At 56.8% G+C, this 18,420-nt stretch carries 12 protein-coding genes; 8 read left to right on the top strand and 4 right to left on the bottom strand.

Features of this window, described 5'->3' with window-relative positions; genetic code table 11:
- Nucleotides 1-320: 320 nt before the first annotated feature.
- From FIV39_RS32715 to FIV39_RS32680, 8 genes are all read left to right on the top strand, one after another.
- Complete coding sequence (locus FIV39_RS32715; RefSeq protein WP_167361080.1) at nucleotides 321-1,085, top strand: HpcH/HpaI aldolase family protein; 765 nt, start codon at nucleotides 321-323, stop codon at nucleotides 1,083-1,085.
- A 21-nt stretch (nucleotides 1,086-1,106) separates the two neighbouring features.
- A complete protein-coding gene (locus tag FIV39_RS32710) occupies nucleotides 1,107-3,215 on the top strand; it encodes a TonB-dependent receptor family protein (RefSeq protein ID WP_032861803.1) in 2,109 nt (702 codons plus the stop codon).
- A gap of 74 nt (nucleotides 3,216-3,289) precedes the next feature.
- Nucleotides 3,290-4,489, top strand: a complete 1,200-nt coding sequence (locus FIV39_RS32705) for an ATP-grasp domain-containing protein (RefSeq protein WP_032861802.1) — start codon at nucleotides 3,290-3,292, stop codon at nucleotides 4,487-4,489.
- Complete coding sequence (locus FIV39_RS32700; RefSeq protein ID WP_146371712.1) at nucleotides 4,486-6,267, top strand: IucA/IucC family protein; 1,782 nt, start codon at nucleotides 4,486-4,488, stop codon at nucleotides 6,265-6,267. Before FIV39_RS32705 ends, FIV39_RS32700 begins: the two co-directional genes overlap by 4 nt.
- Nucleotides 6,252-7,394, top strand: a complete 1,143-nt coding sequence (locus FIV39_RS32695) for an MFS transporter (protein WP_032861801.1) — start codon at nucleotides 6,252-6,254, stop codon at nucleotides 7,392-7,394. Before FIV39_RS32700 ends, FIV39_RS32695 begins: the two co-directional genes overlap by 16 nt.
- Nucleotides 7,391-9,166, top strand: a complete 1,776-nt coding sequence (locus tag FIV39_RS32690; protein ID WP_050593417.1) for an IucA/IucC family protein — start codon at nucleotides 7,391-7,393, stop codon at nucleotides 9,164-9,166. The genes FIV39_RS32695 and FIV39_RS32690 overlap by 4 nt, the downstream gene beginning before the upstream one ends.
- On the top strand, nucleotides 9,163-10,347 hold the full coding sequence (locus tag FIV39_RS32685) for a type III PLP-dependent enzyme (protein ID WP_032861800.1): 1,185 nt from the start codon (nucleotides 9,163-9,165) through the stop codon (nucleotides 10,345-10,347). The genes FIV39_RS32690 and FIV39_RS32685 overlap by 4 nt, the downstream gene beginning before the upstream one ends.
- Nucleotides 10,348-10,675: 328 nt before the next feature.
- Complete coding sequence (locus FIV39_RS32680; protein WP_032861799.1) at nucleotides 10,676-12,799, top strand: TonB-dependent receptor; 2,124 nt, start codon at nucleotides 10,676-10,678, stop codon at nucleotides 12,797-12,799.
- Nucleotides 12,800-13,002: 203 nt separating this feature from the next.
- Here the strand turns inward: FIV39_RS32680 and FIV39_RS32675 are convergent, their stop codons facing one another.
- From FIV39_RS32675 to FIV39_RS32660, 4 genes are read right to left on the bottom strand one after another with little or no spacing between them, the layout of a single operon-like run.
- On the bottom strand, nucleotides 13,003-13,416 hold the full coding sequence (locus FIV39_RS32675) for a hypothetical protein (RefSeq protein WP_082422834.1): 414 nt from the start codon (nucleotides 13,414-13,416) through the stop codon (nucleotides 13,003-13,005).
- Entirely contained in the window at nucleotides 13,416-15,509 is a 2,094-nt protein-coding gene (locus FIV39_RS32670) for a hypothetical protein (protein WP_050593416.1), read from the bottom strand. The genes FIV39_RS32675 and FIV39_RS32670 overlap by 1 nt, the downstream gene beginning before the upstream one ends.
- Complete coding sequence (locus FIV39_RS32665; RefSeq protein ID WP_146371710.1) at nucleotides 15,499-17,040, bottom strand: site-specific integrase; 1,542 nt, start codon at nucleotides 17,038-17,040, stop codon at nucleotides 15,499-15,501. The genes FIV39_RS32670 and FIV39_RS32665 overlap by 11 nt, the downstream gene beginning before the upstream one ends.
- On the bottom strand, nucleotides 17,033-18,286 hold the full coding sequence (locus FIV39_RS32660) for a tyrosine-type recombinase/integrase (RefSeq protein ID WP_050593414.1): 1,254 nt from the start codon (nucleotides 18,284-18,286) through the stop codon (nucleotides 17,033-17,035). The genes FIV39_RS32665 and FIV39_RS32660 overlap by 8 nt, the downstream gene beginning before the upstream one ends.
- Nucleotides 18,287-18,420 lie beyond the last annotated feature (134 nt).

Raw genomic sequence — 18,420 nt, 5'->3', positions numbered from 1 at the left:
TTATGCCGACCAAATTATGTAAACAAATCTTGTTAGACCGCGAAAATAAGGCCCTTGGAGAGTCAAGGTTTCTAAAAAGTGGAAATTAATACCCGAGATTCGACGAGGTGTTTACAAAACTCAGAAATCGCCCCAGCCCCCTCATATGCCATCGGGTGAATCGTGGCGGGAATCCGGGGTGAATCAGTGAACAGCATTACACCAAGAACGGGATTTTTATGAGGACCATCACGAATATCACGAATCGGCGACTAAAAATGTTTACTTATGATTGTGAATGATTATTATTAGCGCGCATCCACCCTGAAGGATATGCGTCAGTGATACGAACCTCTGCGGTGTTTTCCCGGTTACAAGCAGGGAACAACGTCTACGGCTTGCTCAATTCTCTACCTTCACCGATGCTCTGCGAAATGCTCGCGTTTGCGGGCTACGACTTCGTGATTCTCGATCTTGAGCACTTACTGCGCTCCGAAGAAGACATCATGCATTGTGTCCGCGCGTGTGAGGCCGCTGGCATTTCGCCTTGGCTGCGCATACCTCAAGTGGACGAAAAACTGATCGGTCGGGCACTGGATGCCGGCATCGAAGCCATTGTCCTTTCACGCACCGAAAGTGCTGCGCAAGTTCAGCGCGCCATCGAAGCGGCGTTCTTTCCCCCCTTGGGGAAACGCGGAATAACCGGCGGACGCATTACCGGTTTCGGTCGCCTGCCATTACCCGAATACATCGATCTGGCCAATCGTCAGACCCCTATTATTCCCATGATCGAAAGCCGCGCCGGGGTCGACGCTCTCGGCGAGATTCTGCAACTGCCGGGGGTCGGCATGATCATGGAAGGCGCTCTGGATCTGTCGCTCGATCTCGATCTGGGCCCCGACCCGCTCAATCCTCAAGTCTGGCAAACGCTGCAAAACATGGCCGATGCCTGCCTCAGCGCCGCAATACCTTTCTGCGCAAATCCCCGCACGGCCGAACAGAACACGCTGTGGCGCGCTCGCGGGATCCGAAGTTTTCTGGCCGGTGAAGACCGAGGCTTGCTGCATAACGCATTGAAAGCCCGCCTGCATTCTCTCCAACAGTAAAAATAAGCCAACGTAGTCCACATGAAAACAACAACAAACTCCCTACATTTTTCACTCAGTCTTATCACTTTGGGCATCTGTCACGGTGCCGTGGCCGCCGATCAACCCGTCGATTTGTCCACCAGACCTGCCAGTAACATGGAACTGGCACCCATGATGATTCAGGGTGACGTTCTCGGGACGGCCAGCGATCAGGAGGTGCGTACCTATGCCGGCAGTCGCAGCGTTGTCGACTCCAGCGAACTGAAAAAAGCCAGCGTCCGCGGTGTGGACGACGCGCTGCAACGGGTACCGGGCATCAAGATCTTTGACGAAACCGGCACCGGCGCCTTGCCACAGATATCGGTACGCGGGCTGTACGAGAGTCGTAGCGGCCGGATTCAAGCGTTGTCGGATGGCATTCCACTAGCACTGGCGCCGTACGGCCAGACGGGTCTGTCGCTGTTTCCAGTGACCATGGCCACTGTAGACCGTATTGATGTCGTGCGTGGGGGCGCAGCGGTGCAATACGGTCCGAACAACGTTGGCGGGGTGATCAACTTCATCAGCAAGCCGATTCCGCGCGAGTGGGAAACCACTCTGCAGGAGAAGTTGACGTTCAATGCTGGCGGGCGCCAGTTGTGGGACAACTATGTGGGCACCGGCGGCTACCTGACCGACAACTTCGGCCTGCAACTGGACCTCAATACCCTGGGTGGCGAATACGGGCGCGAGCACTCCGAGACCGATGTGCAGAACTACCGTCTGCGCGGCCAGTGGAACATCGACGACGATCGCGATCTGAGCTTCGGTATCCAGCACTACAAGGCCGATATGGACCTGGCCGGAGCACTCAGCGTGCAGGATTACAAGGATGATCCACGGCAATCGACGCGTCCGCTGGACCGCTTCGAGGGCGACACCAATCGCGTGTGGGGCACCTACACCCAGCGCCTGGGCGCCATGGGGCCGTTCGACTCAGTAGAATACAGCTGGACCAACTTCGCCCACGACAGCTACCGCAACTTCGTAGTCGGCCTGCCGTTCACTCCGGACGGTACGGCGGTGACCAAACAGGACGGCCCACGCGACTTTAAAGTCTGGGGCACGGAGCCGCGCATCAGTGCCACCATCGATGGCGACACGGTTGGCCAGACCTGGTTGCTGGGCGCCCGTTATGTCAGCGAAGACATCGACTACAAGGTCAACCGCCAGCGCGTCGCTACCGGCGTGACGACGCCGTTCCGGGACTGGAAGTTCGATGACGACGCCCGCGCGTTCTACCTCAGCAACGCCATCAGTCTGCTCGATCATCGCCTGACCATCACCCCCGGCGTGCGCTACGAAAACGCCCGCATGGATTACGCAGACGGCATCACCGGGTTCTCGCGCGAGAACAAATCCGAAGAATGGCTGCCGGGCCTGACGGTGGGTTACCAGGCGACCGACGCCTGGTTTGTCTACGCCAACGCCCAGAAGTCCCTGCGTCCACCGCAAGTCACGCAGATCGTCAAGGAAGGCGATGTCGGCGCCGAACTGGCGTGGAACTACGACACCGGCGTGCGCTATACGCCATGGGACGGCATGCGCGTCGACTTCAACTTGTACCGCATCGATTTCGACGACCAAATCAGCTACAACGCCACGACTGACCGCTTCAATAACCTTGGCAGCACACGTCACCAAGGTTTCGAGAGCGAGATTTTCTGGACGCCGCAAGCTCTACCTGATCTGGACCTGCACGCCAGCTATGCGTACCTCGATGCCAAGCAACGCAACGGCACATTCAAGGGCAACGAAGTGCCGTACTCCTCGCGCAATCAGTTCACGGTTGACGGTCGTTACCGTTTTGCCGAGCACTGGACCTACAACCTTGACGGCCTGTATGTCAGCAGCGCTTACACCGATGCCGCCAACTCCAGCGATGAAGATGCCACAGCCAGTGTGGGCAAACTGCCAGCTTACTGGGTCTGGAACACCGCCATTGAGCGTGAGTTCGAGCTGGCAGACAAAAGCGTCCTGACCGCGTCCGCGGGCATCAGCAACCTGTTCAACCGCGAATACTACTTCCGCGGTATCGACACCAGCCCGTGGGGTCGTCAACCCGCGCCAGAGCGCTCGCTCACCCTAGGCGTCAACTACCGCTTCTAAACCGCGCACTTGCGCACTTGTAAACCAGTGCCCGATCCTCCGGGACGGGCAACTGCTGCCCCCAGGAAACTGCCATGCAACGCCCATTCGTCATTCTTGCCCACGTCGCCCACCCTGCCATTCTTGAGGGTTTCCTGCCTGCCGCGCACAAACGCGGGTTGCCGATCGTGGTGATCACCGACCACGCTCAGGAACACCGGCGCCTGCTCGCCACCTCGCACATTTCGCCGGATGAGCTGCACGTTATCGAATGTGATGTGTTCAATCCGCTAGCGGTCGTCGAGACACTCAACAGCCAGGGTTTGCGCCCCGCCGCAGTGTTCTCCAACAGCGATCACCTGCAGACCGCGACAGCAATGGTGGCCGAGATATTCGAATGCCCCGGCAAGGACTGGCGACTGTGCTATGCGGCAAAGAACAAGGCGGCCATGCGCGAGCGCATGCAACGTCTCGGCTTGCCCGGCCCATGGTTCCAGGTGATTACATCGAATTCCAAACTGCCGACCGATGCGCCATGGCCGGTGGTCGCCAAGCCTCGTGAAGGCGTCGCCAGCCTGGACGTCAGACTGTGTCACAACGCCGCCGATCTGGCCGTTTACTGCAAACAGTTCTGGCAGCAGCAACCGGACCGGGCGTTGTTGCTGGAGGCGTACATGGAAGGTCCTTTATTCACCCTCGAGACACTGGGCGACGGGCGCAACCTGCAAGCCATCGGTGGCTTCGACGTCACCCTTTCAGCACCGCCGCATTTCGTAGAACTCGCCGCACGCTGGAATGGACAACTCAGCCGCGCGCAGCGCGCCGGCGCGCTGGCTCAAGTGGCCGCGTTCGGGGTCAATTTCGGGGTTTGCCACAGCGAGTTCATTCTGACCGCCCAAGGCCCGGTACTGGTTGAGATCAACTATCGCAGCATCGGCGATGGTCGCGAGTTCCTGCTTGATCGGCTGCTGCCACAGGGTTGGTTCGACCGCATCGTCGCTTTGTATTTGGGAGACAGCCTGATCGACGCGCAACCGGCGCAAGCCGAAGCAACCGTTCATTACCTTGTGGTCGACCGCTCGGGGCGTCTGGATCAGGCCAGCGCCAGCTTCAACGTCGAACGTGAGGGCCATTGGTGCGATTACCGCGCACTTCACAACACCGGCGACACCGTGACCATCAGCCATTCCAACAAGGACTACGTCGGCGTACTGAGACTGATCGCGCCGGATGAGGTGAGCCTCGAAGCGCAACTGAATTCGACTCTGAACGACCTGAAATGGGTGATGGCATGAGCCTGTATCCGGACGCCGCGGATCAGGCGTTCATTACTCGACGCATCATCGATTGCTGCCTGCGCGAGGACATCCGAGGGATCGTCAGCACAGGACAGATTTGTCGGCTGCCGGAAGAACTGAGTCAACACTTGCAGCATCAGCCCGACGCAAGCTGGCTGCGAATCGCCCATCTGGGCGCCGACGAACTATGGCTGCCGGTGGTCAAGGCGTATCCGTTGCAGGACTGGATCGGTACAGGCGACGCCTGGATCAAAGTGTCGCCGCAAAGCCACGGCGAGGTTCAACACGGCTACGGGCTCTGGCTGGGCCACCTGAGCCACGGTCTGGACGAAGAAAGTCTGACGCTGTTCGCGGCGTACCTGAAAGAAGCGGATTGCGCGACCGAACACCGGACCCTGTGCAATCAGGCGTATCGCCAGCATGGCCCTGCGCTGAGCGACGTGACTGCCCTGAAAGACTGGTCGCAGAGGCTGCTGAAGATCGATCAACTGGCGAGCTACCTGGATCACCCGTTTTATCCAACGGCGCGGGCCAAAAGCGGCTTCGATGCCGCCGCGCTCAAAGGCTACGCGCCGGAGTTTGCGCCGCGCTTCGAACTCAACTGGCTGGCGATTCCCAACAACGCCCTGACCCTGACCAGCCCACAGCCGCTGCACTGGCCGGACTTCGAGGACGTCGGCTTGTCACCGACCTTGCAAAACAGCCATTCATTACTGCCAGTACACCCGCTGACATGGGGCGAACTGGAGCAATACGGCCTGCCTGAAGGAACGCTCAAGGCTCCACGTTCGGCCATGCAGGTCGAACCTACGCTGTCCGTGCGCACGGTGGTCTGCATCAATCAACCTCAGTGGCACATCAAACTACCGTTGTTAGTCAGCACGCTCGGTGCGCGCAATTTGCGCCTGATCAAGCCCAGCACCCTATACGACGGTCACTGGTTCCAGACCACCCTGCAGGCCTTGACCGAGCGCGATCCGGCACTGGCGTCACGTTATCTGCACGTTGACGAAAAACACGGTGGTCATGCCGACGAAAGTCGTCACCTAGCCTATATCGTGCGCCGTTACCCGACGGGTCTTGAGAACACCACACTCGTACCTGTCGCCGCGTTGGCCAGTCCGCTTGCCGATGGACGCCTTTTCCTCGAACAGTTGGCCGAGCGCTTCTACGCAGGTTCGTTGCAACACTGGCTGGACGATTATCTCGATCTGCTGCTGCAGGTCCATCTGCGGTTGTGGCTGCATTACGGCATCGCGCTGGAGGCCAACCAGCAGAACGCCGTCTTGATGTTCGAACAAGGTCAGCCATTGCGCCTGCTGATGAAGGACAACGACGCCGCTCGCCTGTGGCCTCAGCGCTTCACCCATGCGCGCCCGGATCTCGCTGATCTGCCGGCAGTCTTGCAGGACGAGCGCATTCGCGTCGACAGCAGCCAACCGTTGGCCGAGATGTTCTGCACCATCACCTTGCAGCTGAATATTGTTGCGATCCTGGAAGCGATAGCGACCGCAGGCCTGGCCTCTCGATCCGGTCTGTACGGCACGCTGCGTCAGCGTCTCATGACCTGTCTGCAACATCTCGAAGCAGAAGGCATCGACTGTGACGACGCGCGTCAATGGCTGCTCGACAGCCCGAAACTGCCGGTGAAATACCTGCTCAGCGCCGGCAGCCTGTTCAGCAAGGCGCATTCCGGTGCCAGCGACATCAACAAGTTCTATGGCTACAGCGCGGCGAACTTCCTGCTGGAGGATGCTCCATGCAACGGAGTCTGATCACCAGCGTTCTGCTGGGGCATTACCTGTCGGCTTTCACGGCGCTGGGTATTCCGTTGTACTTGCCGCGCATCCTCGCCGACCTCGCACCTGACACACCAGGCTGGGCCATCGGGGTGCTGTTCGTACTGCCGACACTCTGCACCGCACTGGCGGCGCCGATCTGGGGACGCTGGGCCGATCGCAACGGTTGTCGCTTGTCGTTGCTGCGTGCGCATGCCGGACTGTTCGCGGGCTTCCTGCTGGCAGGCTTCAGCCCCAATCTGCCGGTGTTCGTCCTGGCATTGATCATCCAGGGCACCTTCGGCGGCGCGATGGCGGCGTCCAACGCCTACCTGTCGACTCAGTTCAAGGAAGGCGATCTGTCCCGCGCCCTGAACTGGACGCAGTATTCAGCACGTCTGGCGATGATCAGTGGCCCAATCCTGTTGGGGCTGCTGACCTCACAGGGTTTGGGATTAAGCCTGTATCGCTATCTGGCCTGGTTACCGCTGCTGGCGTTTGTGCTCGTCCTGCCGCTGCCCAAGGACGCCCCCAAACATGCCTTGAGCAGCAAGAAAGCCGTGGCCTTGGGCGAACTGCCTGAAGACATGCCGCGGCTGATGGCGGTGCAGTTTCTGTTCAGCTTCGCGATGGTCGTCACCTTTCCCTATTTCGTGCCCTTCGGCGAACAACTGAAAATTGGCAACGATGCCTTGATCGGCGTGCTCTACAGCCTGCCGCATCTGGTTTACCTGCTGGCCCTACCCTGGGCTCAGAAGCATCAGGGCAACCTGCTGTTGCCGGGGCTGGCGCTGCTGGCAATCAGTAACGCGTTGCAATTCTGGAGCGTGCAGGCCGAGCCGCTGTTCGCTCTGCGTCTACTCAGCGGGGCCGGCATGTTGCTGAGTTTTGTCGGGCTGCACCGCTGTCTGAGCCAGCGCAGCCGCCAAGGCAGCGCCGGCCGCCTGTTTGGCTGGTTCGACTCCAGTGGCAAATGGGCCGGCACTGCTGCCGGGGTCACTGCCGCTCTGGTCAGTCAGACCTGCGGCATCGCGTCCCCCTTTCTCGTTGCGTGCCTGGCGGCCATAGCGGCCATGGTGCTCGCCCGCCCTCTATTGATGACTTCCCGGGAGATTCCGGCATGACTTTCGCTCTGAATACCGCATCGCTGAACACCGTATCCCAGCATGACCATGCCCTCGATGGCGAAGCCCAACGACATGCCATCGAGTGCCTGCTCAATTGCTATTTGCGCGAATACGCATTGCCCCGCAACGAAGTGAACCTGAACGATCAAGCACAGGATTTGCCGATGAGCCTGCGCCAAGCCAACAGTCGTTGCATCAGCATTCGCCTGCCCAGTGGCCGGTTGATCGTACGCATCGACCGCGCCAGTCTTCTGGGCCGCTGCCACTACATCAGCGCCCCCTACTTCAAAGGCAATAACCAGAGCTGGCGACCGTTGGACGCCCACGAACTGGCGCGCCTGCTCTGTACCCCGCTGAGTGGAGCCGACCGCGTCGGCGAGATGCTGCAACAGATCGGTAACAGCCTGCAGATCACCCGTACCTTTCTGCGGCATTCACGCCCGGCCAACCAAGCAGCCGACAGCCTGCTGGCGTCCGAGCAACATCAGCTGTGGGGCCATGCCCTGCATCCGACACCGAAAAGTCGCGAGGGCATCTCCCATGACGATTTGCTGACCTGCTCGCCGGAAGTTGGGGCGCGCTTTCAGTTGCACTGGTTCAAGGTTGATCCGACGCTGATTCGTCATCAGGGCGAGGATCCGCGCAGCACGCTACGCCAACTGTCGGGGCGTGAGGGCGCCTATCCGTGCCACCCTTGGGAAGTCGCCCGCGTGCTTGCTGACCCGCTGGTGCAACGGGCGCAACAACAGGGTTTGATCACCTACCTCGGCCCCCTGGGTCAGGCCATGTACCCGACGTCGTCTGTGCGCACGCTCTACCATCCGCAGATGGCCTACTTCATGAAGTTCTCGATGCACGTGCGCCTGACCAACTGCGTGCGCAAGAACGCTTGGTATGAACTCGACAGCGCCGTCGCCCTCACTCACCTGCTCGGCCCCATCATGAGCGAGTTGGCGACGCAACAACCGGGCTTCATGTTGATGCCCGAACCCTGCGCCACCAGCCTGGACCTCAGCGCCCTGGGTACGCTGGAGGAGGCCCGCGAAGTCACCGAATGTTTCGGTATCGTTTACCGGGAAAACCTTTCCGTCGCCGAACGCGAGCGTTATCAGCCGCAAGTGGCAATGGCGCTGTTTACCTGGGATCAACAAGGTCGCAGTGTCTGCCGCCCACAGGTACAGCGCTACGCCGACAACACCGGCTTGACCATTGAGCAAGCCACGTTGAACTGGCTCGATGCCTATGCCGGTCAGATGCTCGGCGGTGTGCTGTATTGCCTATTCCGTCAGGGCGTGGCGCTGGAGCCGCATTTGCAGAACACGGTCATCGGCTTCGCTGAAAACGGCCTGCCCAGTCAGGTCTGGATTCGCGATCTGGAAGGTACCAAGCTGGTCCCTGAAATCTGGCCCGCTGAACGCCTGAGTGCGCTGGATGAACGCACCCGCAGCTCGGTGTACTACAGCGCGCAAAAGGCCTGGCAACGAGTGGGCTACTGCGCACTGGTGAACAATCTCGGCGAAGCGATCTTCCATCTGGCCAACGGCAGCGGCATGCTGGAACAACAATTGTGGGACCGAATCGGCGACCTGCTGCACGCGCAATCCACGCGTCTGGGCCATCCGACAGAACTGCGTGAGTTGTGCGCCGGCGCGCCCTTCCCAAGCAAGGAAAATTTCATGACGCGCCTGATGATGCGCGCCGACCGCGAGGCCGATTACACGTTACTGCCCAGCCCGCTGACGATGACTGAAAAGAGGAAACACGCATGAGCCTTCCTGCCTCCGTCACCCAACGCATCGAGCAGCTCAAGACTGAACACGACGCGCCATTGTGCGCCTACGTCTACGACCTGCCTGCCCTTGAACGGCACGTAAAGGCAATGCGTCAGGTACTGCCCGAAAACTGCGAATTGTTCTACGCCGCCAAGGCCAACCCGGAAGCCCTGGTGCTGAAAACCCTGGCGCCGTGGGTAGACGGATTCGAGGCGGCCTCCGGCGGCGAGCTGACGTGGCTGCATGAACAGTGCCCCGACCAGCCGCTGATCTTTGGTGGCCCTGGCAAACTCGATCGCGAACTGGATATCGCCCTGCAGTACCGGATTTCGGCGTTTCACGTGGAGAGCGTGACCGAACTGCGCAGTCTGGCGCGCATCGCCCGCGAACGCGGTGTGCGGGCTCCGGTGATGCTGCGGCTGAATCTGAAGCTGGCCCAGACACCGCAGAGCCGATTGGTCATGGGTGGCAAACCCACGCCGTTCGGTCTGGATGAAGAAGGCCTTGCAAGCGCCCTGCAATTGCTGCGCGAAGAGCCGTCCCTAGAGCTCAAGGGACTGCATTTTCATCTGTTGTCGCACCAGCTGGATGTCGACGCGCACCTTGAATTGATTCGCAGCTACTTCCTGACCTTCCGCCAGCTGTGCGCCGACCACGACCTGCAACTGCCGCTACTGAATGTCGGCGGAGGGATGGGCATCAACTATCAGGACGCGGCCAGGTCATTCGACTGGCCACGGTTTTGTCAGGGCCTGCAGGGGTTGATCAATGAATACGACATGGGCGCGACCCGCATACGTTTCGAGATCGGCCGCTTCATCAGCGCTGCCTGTGGTTACTACGTCATGCAGGTGCTGGACATCAAAAGCAGTCACGGCGAGTTTTTTGCCATCGGACGTGGCGGTACCCATCACTTTCGCACGCCTGCGGCTCAAGGCCACAATCATCCGTTCACGGTACTACGAGGCTCGCAGCCGGCACAAATCAGTGATCAGTCCGTGACGCTGGTGGGCCAGTTGTGTACACCAAAAGACGTCCTTGCCAGACAACAACCAGTGGCGCAGCTAACGATTGGTGACCTGCTAGTATTCACTCTCGCGGGCGCCTATGCCTGGAACATCTCGCACCAGAACTTCCTGATGCACGAACCGCCGTTGAAGGTTTTTATCGAGGGCTGATTCCACGCTATTGTCAGCCTCTGTGCTGCCCTTCCCGTATCTGTGGCTGCTTGTCCGATGTGTCCTTCAAACTCTTCGGACCACTACAGTTTGCCTATCCCTTATGTTAAGGGGGGGGGAAACGGTGTCCTGTCTTTCAGAGGGCTCGTCCAGATGGGATGATTGCAGTCCTTCAACCAAGCAAGTTGGAGGGAGCGCTCCTGTCGGCCACCTATTAAGTTGAGACGGTCGTTCCGAGTCGTGCCAATGGCTTGAATCAGAATGATATGTATTTACTTACAAAAGATAACCGTTATCATCTGCGCGATAATTCATACAAAAGGTGTTCATGGTGGCTCGATCGCGCATTTACCCAGTCTCTCTGTCGTTGCTGGGCGTTCTGGTTGTACCTGATTTACAGGCAGAAACGGAGTCTGCTCTAACCCTACCGGCAACCGCTGTGAACAGTGAGTACAGCGAGCAGAGCTACATGTCGACCGAGAGCAGGAGCGCGCTGAAGATCGATGCCCCTCTACGAGATATCCCGCAAACCGTCAACGTAATTCCCCAGAGCGTTATCAAGGATCAGGGGGCTCAGTCGATGGAAGACGTGCTGAAGAATGTCCCCGGTATCGGCCTGTCCAATGGCGATGGCCAGCGCGATCAAGTCACCATCCGTGGTTTCAGCGCCATTGGCGACATGTACGTCGACGGCATTCGTGACGATGCGCTGTACTTCCGTGATCTGTCCAACGTCGAGCGGGTGGAAGTGATCAAGGGGCCGGCCGCAGTGCTCTATGGCCGAGGCTCTTCGGGCGGTCTGATCAACAGCATCAGCAAGAAGCCCAACTTCACGCCCAAGCAGGAGGTCGGTGTCAGTGTCGACAGCGAGGGCAAAAAGCGCACTCAGTTCGATGCCGGTTGGGCCGATCAGCAACAGGGCGATAAAGCCTTTCGTGTGACAGGGGCGCTGGAGAACAGCGACACCTTCCGGGATGACGGCTACATCGACCGCAAGGCCATCGCGCCTTCGGCCTACTTCAAGCTCTCCGACGATCTGGAACTGAACCTGGGCGCTACCTATCTGTATGACAAGCGCCTGATCGACTTCGGTATCCCAGCACGAGGCGACCGTCCAGTCGATGTGGACCGCGATAAGCGTTTCGGTTCCGCTGATCCAGATGACGATTACACCCGCAGCGAAGTGTTCTCGTTCACGGCCGGCGTCGATTACAGCATCAATGACGACTTCACCCTGAGCAACACCAGCCGCTACTACCACTACGACCTGGATCGCAACAATACGCTCGCGGACTCCAGTCCAACGCGTTTCGTTACCGCCGCCAACGGCGAATTGCTGGTAAAACTCAACCGCGGCAACGTGCAGCGCAAGGAAGACGGTTGGTTCAACCAGACCGAACTCAAGCAGCGCGCCGTGCTCGCCGGGATGAACCATAACCTGCTCTATGGTGTGGAGCTGGGGCGCCAGGTGAAGGACCAGTCCGTGTTCAGCCAACCCAACGTGGCAAGGGTGCCGGTGTACCGCGATGCTTTGGTCGACGTGCCGTTCCAGGCCAACCGGCAAACCGCCAAGGGCACCAATACTCAGGACACTGCCGGGTTCTACGTGCAGGACCTGATCGAACTGGCGCCGCAGTGGAAAGCTCTGCTGGGAGTGCGTTATGACGTGTTTGACCAGGAATACGCCGATGACCTGACGAACAAGGAACTCTCCCGCACCGACACTACCTGGAGTCCGCGAGTCGGTCTGGTCTACCAGCCTGATCATGTGCAGTCCTATTACGTCTCGGTGAGCCGTTCCTACCAGCCCTCTGCCGAAATGTTCGCTCTGAGCACGACGAACCAGGACCTTGAGCCGGAGGAAACCACCAACTTCGAGATCGGCGGCAAATGGGACCTGCTCGACAATCGCCTGGCGTTGACGGCGGCGCTGTTCCGGCTGGAACGCACCAACATGAAAACCACCGATCCGGCGAACCCGACCAAACTGGTGCTTGCGGGAGAGCAGCGTACTGATGGTCTCGAACTGACCGCCAGTGGGCAGTTGAGCGAAAAATGGCAGGTATATGCCGGTTACGCCTATCTGGATGCCGAGATCACCAAGTCCAACAGCCGTACCAACGGTATCGCCAACGAAGGCCAGACTCCGACCTTGACCCCGCGCCACAGTGCCAATTTGTGGTTGGTACGTTCTTTGACACAGGAGTGGCGTGTAGGCATGGGGGCGAACTATGTCGATGACCGTTACACCGCCTTGGATAACCAAGTGGTCATGCCGGCCTACACCACCGTGGACGCAGCGTTGCTCTACAACCAGCCGAAATGGGACATGGCCCTGCGTCTGCGCAATGTCTTCGACAAGGACTATTACGCTTCGGCGCATGGCTCGGTGGATCTGATCACACCCGGCGCACCACGGACGCTGGAGCTGAGCACCAACTACCGCTTCTGAGTACGGACCTGAAGAACAAACGCCCGGCATTGTCGAGCGTTTCCTCACGGCTGGGCCTGTACTCCCAGCCGTGCAGTGGCAGCTTTCAAAAGCCCAACTAATCTTCAATGCGCGGGTTTGAGTGAGAATCTGTCGTGTGAGAGCTTTAACGATACGAGTTTGCTCTTATAGATCAATGGCTTGAGATGAAACGGCAACAGACCCTAGGGTGTCTGCTGTCGATTGATGATGGGCAGAGGGCGGGAAAGAAACTGTTCATCCAAGCCCCGAATGTAAGCGTTATAAGCCCAGCGTACAAACTGCTCGAGCAATCGATCATTCTCCATCCGCAGACGTTGATTCTCCGCTTCCAAACGAGCAATTCGCTCGTTTGCAACTTGTAATTCAGGACTGCTGGCCTTCTTCACTCCTACTGTGGTTGAGAGTGTTTGCTTACGCAGTATGAACGCACGCCGAATCCGCTCATGTTTATGCAGAGTCTGGCGCGTGTAGGTTCCTCGTAAACGGCGAGCGACGCTTAAGATCAGCAGGTCCCACGTCAGTTTTCCAGACCAACCATCCAGGATCGACACGATCTGCTCTATAGCATCTGGGGTTAGATTTCTCGAACGAGACATTACAGGTCCTCAGCCTCTATGCATGGCACATCTGGATCTTCAGTGTCTGGTCCCGGCAAATTACGCTTGTTCAATATTTTATGGTGGGTCAGCAACTGTTCCAGCCTTGACGCTGGGACGATCCCACGCGGCTGGATAATTGCATTTGCGGCAACGGAAGAGTCCTCAAAAATGGCACACAGTTCATCCAGTCGTTTAAGGGTCAGTGTCTGGTGCTCGACCCAACGGTTGGCACCAAACTCCTCCTCGCCCAGCGCTTCTAACGCTTTTGCGAGGAGGGCCTGGGTTTCCTGACGATACTGGCGTATAGCCTGCTCTCGGACCACATCACCTTTGATGCATACATGCTCATCACAATTGGGGCAATCTCGATGGAGTTGGCAAGGCAACATGGAAAAATCGTGCAGGCAATACCCCAAATCCGTTGTATGGGCGGTCATGATCTTCAGCGTCGCAAACTGATCCCGCGAGATCAAACTACTTGGAGGGATACCTGCCACATGACCTGCCGACTTTTCCGGGTCACCCAAAGCGGACCTCGCGAGCGCCAACACATCCCTATCGGACTGATGGTCATAGCACTTGTTTTGTCCGAGTTTGGCGCGACCGCTCCATTTGGCGATGTCGAGTTGCGATAATCCGCCCATCTGTGCCACGGTATTTAAAAAATGGCGAAATTGATGCGTCGTGATACTCATTGGACTGCCATCTAACTCACGATAACCGAACCGTTCGAAAATATTGAGAAAAGTTCGAGTACTACCTAGTTGCTTCTGAGTATAAGCGGTGTCTGGCAAGACGATTACCCCACGGTACGTTCCCCACAACTCGGTTAGCTCATTCAGCCGTGTCAAGCAAAGCGCTTCACTGTACTTCAGGTTGTTCTTCTGATCTGCCAGCGGGAAGTTAGCTGGCAGCATCGAAAGGATTACTCGCTCAACGTCCGCGAACAAAAACCTCGGAGCATGTCTCTGCTGTGGGTCATATGGAATATGTTCAAAAATCCCCTGCTTTCTGCACCACCCCGCCCCTTGCGCGGTTTGATTGCCATTGGGGGGTGGGGCGAGAAAAACAATCGCGCCCACCTGTTCTGAACTAATTAACGACCGCCCCCGTAACGCCTCCAGCTCCGTTGGCAAATACATCGCATCAGGGTGCTGCTCATACCACCGTGCCACTTCCCGCGCTGGCGTGGAAATGGTCCTGAGCTTACTCACCGCCTCGCGGGCAACACTGGCCATGGATTGCACCACCCATTTGACTTGTGCCTTACCACCCTTTGAAGGCCGCCAGCGCAATCCATACAGTTGTTGATTTGCTTTTGGATCGAACTCCTCGACTTCACACTGGTTTGAAATGGACATCACCTCATTAATGCGGCTCGGCGCCGACGCAAGCAACGCACAGACACTGGAGGTAAAAATATCGCCTGGCTTCTCGGCGGTTCTGAAAATTTCGGCAATCGCTTCTAACGAAGCTGACGAGGGCAGACGGGCCCGGCGCGACGCATCAAACTCTGGGCCAACACTGCGCACAAAGTTCGCTGGTGCCCGAAGTGGATTTTGCCATTGAAGAGGCAGCGTACAGAGTTGATGCTCCACCAGGAACTGCGAAATGCGTTTGAGTTCTGCCCCGGCAAAAAATGCGGCAGAGGCTTGGTAGCGTTCGTTTAGTATCGCGCACGCACGATTAAAATGCCCCAGACTTGCCTTAATAGGTGTGACACAACTCTCCGTTTCTTCCAGAGCTACAGCGAGGGAGCGGAGCGCGGCCAATCGTGAACTGACGGTTGTATACGCGCACAACGAATAATCATAACGGCAGTAGGCTTTGGCAAAGTCTTTGTAAGGCTGAGGCAAGCAACAGGAATCCTTTTGCCCTCGTCCACTGGGGAATCCATGAAATCGCATGCTTGAACAAGAATTACGTCGTTTCAATCGAACAAAATTGGTGACATCCCAACTGTCCGCCTCAAAGACCAACTCACTGCCAAAAGCCGTCAGAGACTCTCTGGCGAGGGTAACGAAGTCCCTGAGATTGTCCTCAGCCGCCTGCTCTGCTCGGGGCTTAAACAGGATTACCCTATCGTCCATGAGCCTGCTCCTTTCTGCTGCGACATAATTGGACCACTTCTGCCACTGCGAGCAGCGTTCGATCGTTGATCGCCGCGATACGACCGTCCGGATAGCGTTTAGCATCCGCTAGCAAGAAATCCAGGACCGCCTCATGCGGCCCGTCCAACCAAGGTTGAAAACACTGACAGGTGTAACAGGCCACGGGGGCAAATAATCCGCAGAAACTGAAGCTGCCACATGACCCCATTGGCCGTGCGCTTTGATCGATACGCAAATCGATAATTCGGCTGGAGCGGTCTGCTCCACGAACGGCATTGTCCTCATGAGCTATCAGTTGACCTTTAAAAGCTTGAGCCAGAGGCGCCATGTACAGCGCAGTCGCCTTTTCAATCCGCATCGCAAGCTCTGGTGTCGCAGCTACATAGACAGCCGCAGAGTCAGTTCGCGAATGATCAAGCAAGTCCGCAATGACCAAAACCCCGTGCCCTTCACGCGCAAGATTCGTCCCTAACGTACGCCGAAAGCGCAAGGCACAGATGCTAACTATTTCCCCCGTGCGCTCAGAGCGGACGGATAGCTTGTCCAACGCGGTCACCAACAATTTCCGTAAATTCTCGCTGGTACGGTGGTATCTGGCCCATCCTGGCCCGTCCGCCAAATACTGTGACTGCCGGGGTAAAGGAAACAGGGGCGCCTGCTGGGGGTCTGGAAACGCTCCAATAAAGCGCTCACTGACGCGTCGGGCATAATCAAACAACGGTCGACCAATTTGATTCACCAGCGCTCGCGGCTTGAGTTCCTGGCGGAGCAATGCGTTTTGTTGCTTCGCACGCGGAACAAGCAAAAGAAAAGACTCTGTTCCATCCGCAGCCACCGAGCGCACAACATCACAAACCTTTAAGGCTGCCAACTGAACAGGGCGGGAACCCAACGCAATAAACAACCATGCCAGCAGGTATATGTCCTCACTCAAACGCCCTGCGCCGTAAGCTTCATTCAGGGCATCTTGAATACCCACTTGCTCAATTGGAGTAAATGGACCCAACTCGGGATCCCACGTCAATACAGCGATTCCGGTTTCTCGCTTCCGGAGCTTTTTCCTGTCCAGGACGTACACCACATCATCCTGAATACCCGGCAAGCTCATGGCATGCCATCGGCGTAAAAACGCAAAGAGATCGCGTGTTTGAAAGTCATTGGCATCGCAATGTATCAATACGTCATTTCCGCAGATAGTTTCCAACGGTTCAACGCGCCCCTCTTGCAATCGCAAGGCAAATGCTTTTAAAGCCGCAAAGCGACCCATCACAGTACTTGGCGCCCTATTTTCAACGAACCAAATCAACGTAAGATGGAATGAAGCCATGAGCACAGCAGAAAAATGTAGCCCAGAAAAATCCATGTAAACCGAATACACACCGTCCCGGTACGACCAAGCAGGCCGGTTAGGATCAAACGCGATACCGCTTTTGCTACGAATTACCGACGGAAGTGAAGGACAGAAATCAATTCCATCGATTACGTAGTTTTCCCCTGGTTTTTTAATCATCGGAAGGAGCCTCCACACGCAATTGTTTTTGCATTTGCAAGGACACAGCGGTGGCTTTTTTCTTGATATGACGCTGGTTATACACAATCGCCATTCCGGATGTTTCGGACCACCCCATCAATCGTGACCGCAGTTTTTGCTCCATGGTCGGCGACACATCACTTCTATCAATCGCTTCCGAAAAAATATCGTTCCAGGTATGGCGAAGGAGATGAGGGCAGATGTTTTCTGGTAGTTCCGGACAGTGTTGCCGTAAAGTGATAAATACTTTATTTAGCGCCGCAAGACTCAGTGGTTTTCCTGAGCCACCGGCTACCCAAAGATATTCATGCTTACGCGAGCCTGTAACATTTCGACGAATGGACATTACATACGCTCGCGTGAGCGCTACCAACTCTGCGTCGAGCGCTAATAATCGACCGCTTGTTTTGGCATTCGGCTGTCTCAACCGTGGATCCGCCGGATCGTCTGCCCTCCTGGCAATTAAAACTTCATTGGTCTGAAAGTTAATATCCGAGATTTTGACACCAAGCAACTCACCTCTCCTGACTCCCAAGGACAATAGCCAGCGAATCATTAAGTAGTTTCGCTGTCGAACAAATTCATGAGACCACGGATTATGCTCAAACTCTGGAGCAACCACCTGTTGCAGTAGCGATACCATTTGTTCAGTTAGGCCCTCACGAGGCGTAACATTGGATAAGCGCTGCACTGAAGGAATGCGAGCCTTTATGGCTGTAGAAACCAGTTCACGGAGTTTTTCCACCCCTGAAAAATGTGGGTTTCCTGCGCCTGTTTTTAGTAAGTGGTCGGTCGCAATCCAGTCAAGGTAACGGGCAATGTATAAAAGCCGTATAGCAATAGTACCAGGATGAATTTTTGGCGTACTAAAGCCACTGGTAGACCATGGCGATACAAACTTTCCATTTCCAATTTTTTTTCTGTCGCCCGCTGTAATTGGTAATTTACACGCCCCAACGATAGCTTCTATGTCTCCAACCGTTAAAAACTGGCCGTCGCGCAAACGGGCGGACAAATCTATCTTTAGTTCATCAAAAACAATGAACAGCACCATCAACGACCGAAGCGCCTGTTGGAGTGTGCTCGTCGACAAATTCGCCGTTCGTAACTCTGTCAGTACCCAAAGGTTAGCGCTGTGCACGGGCATGCCGTCTTGCTGAAGGCAAAGCACTGGAAAGCGCTCACCACCGTCGAACCGCACGAGTTTGATTCTGTAAGGGTTCATTGTTTACACACTCCTAAGGTAAACTATAATAAACCCTAGACTACAATCCTACTTTTCGCAAAAAAGTACGCTAATCCTCTGTTTTTATTATATTTCCCTCCTAAATATTTACGTTTTAATAGAAGTCGGCGCTA

Origin of the sequence: Pseudomonas grimontii, from assembly GCF_007858185.1 — a bacterium.
GTDB lineage: Bacteria > Pseudomonadota > Gammaproteobacteria > Pseudomonadales > Pseudomonadaceae > Aquipseudomonas > Aquipseudomonas grimontii.
The sequence above is the reverse complement of the archived record's forward strand: the minus strand, read 5'-3'. Positions and strand labels throughout refer to the sequence as shown.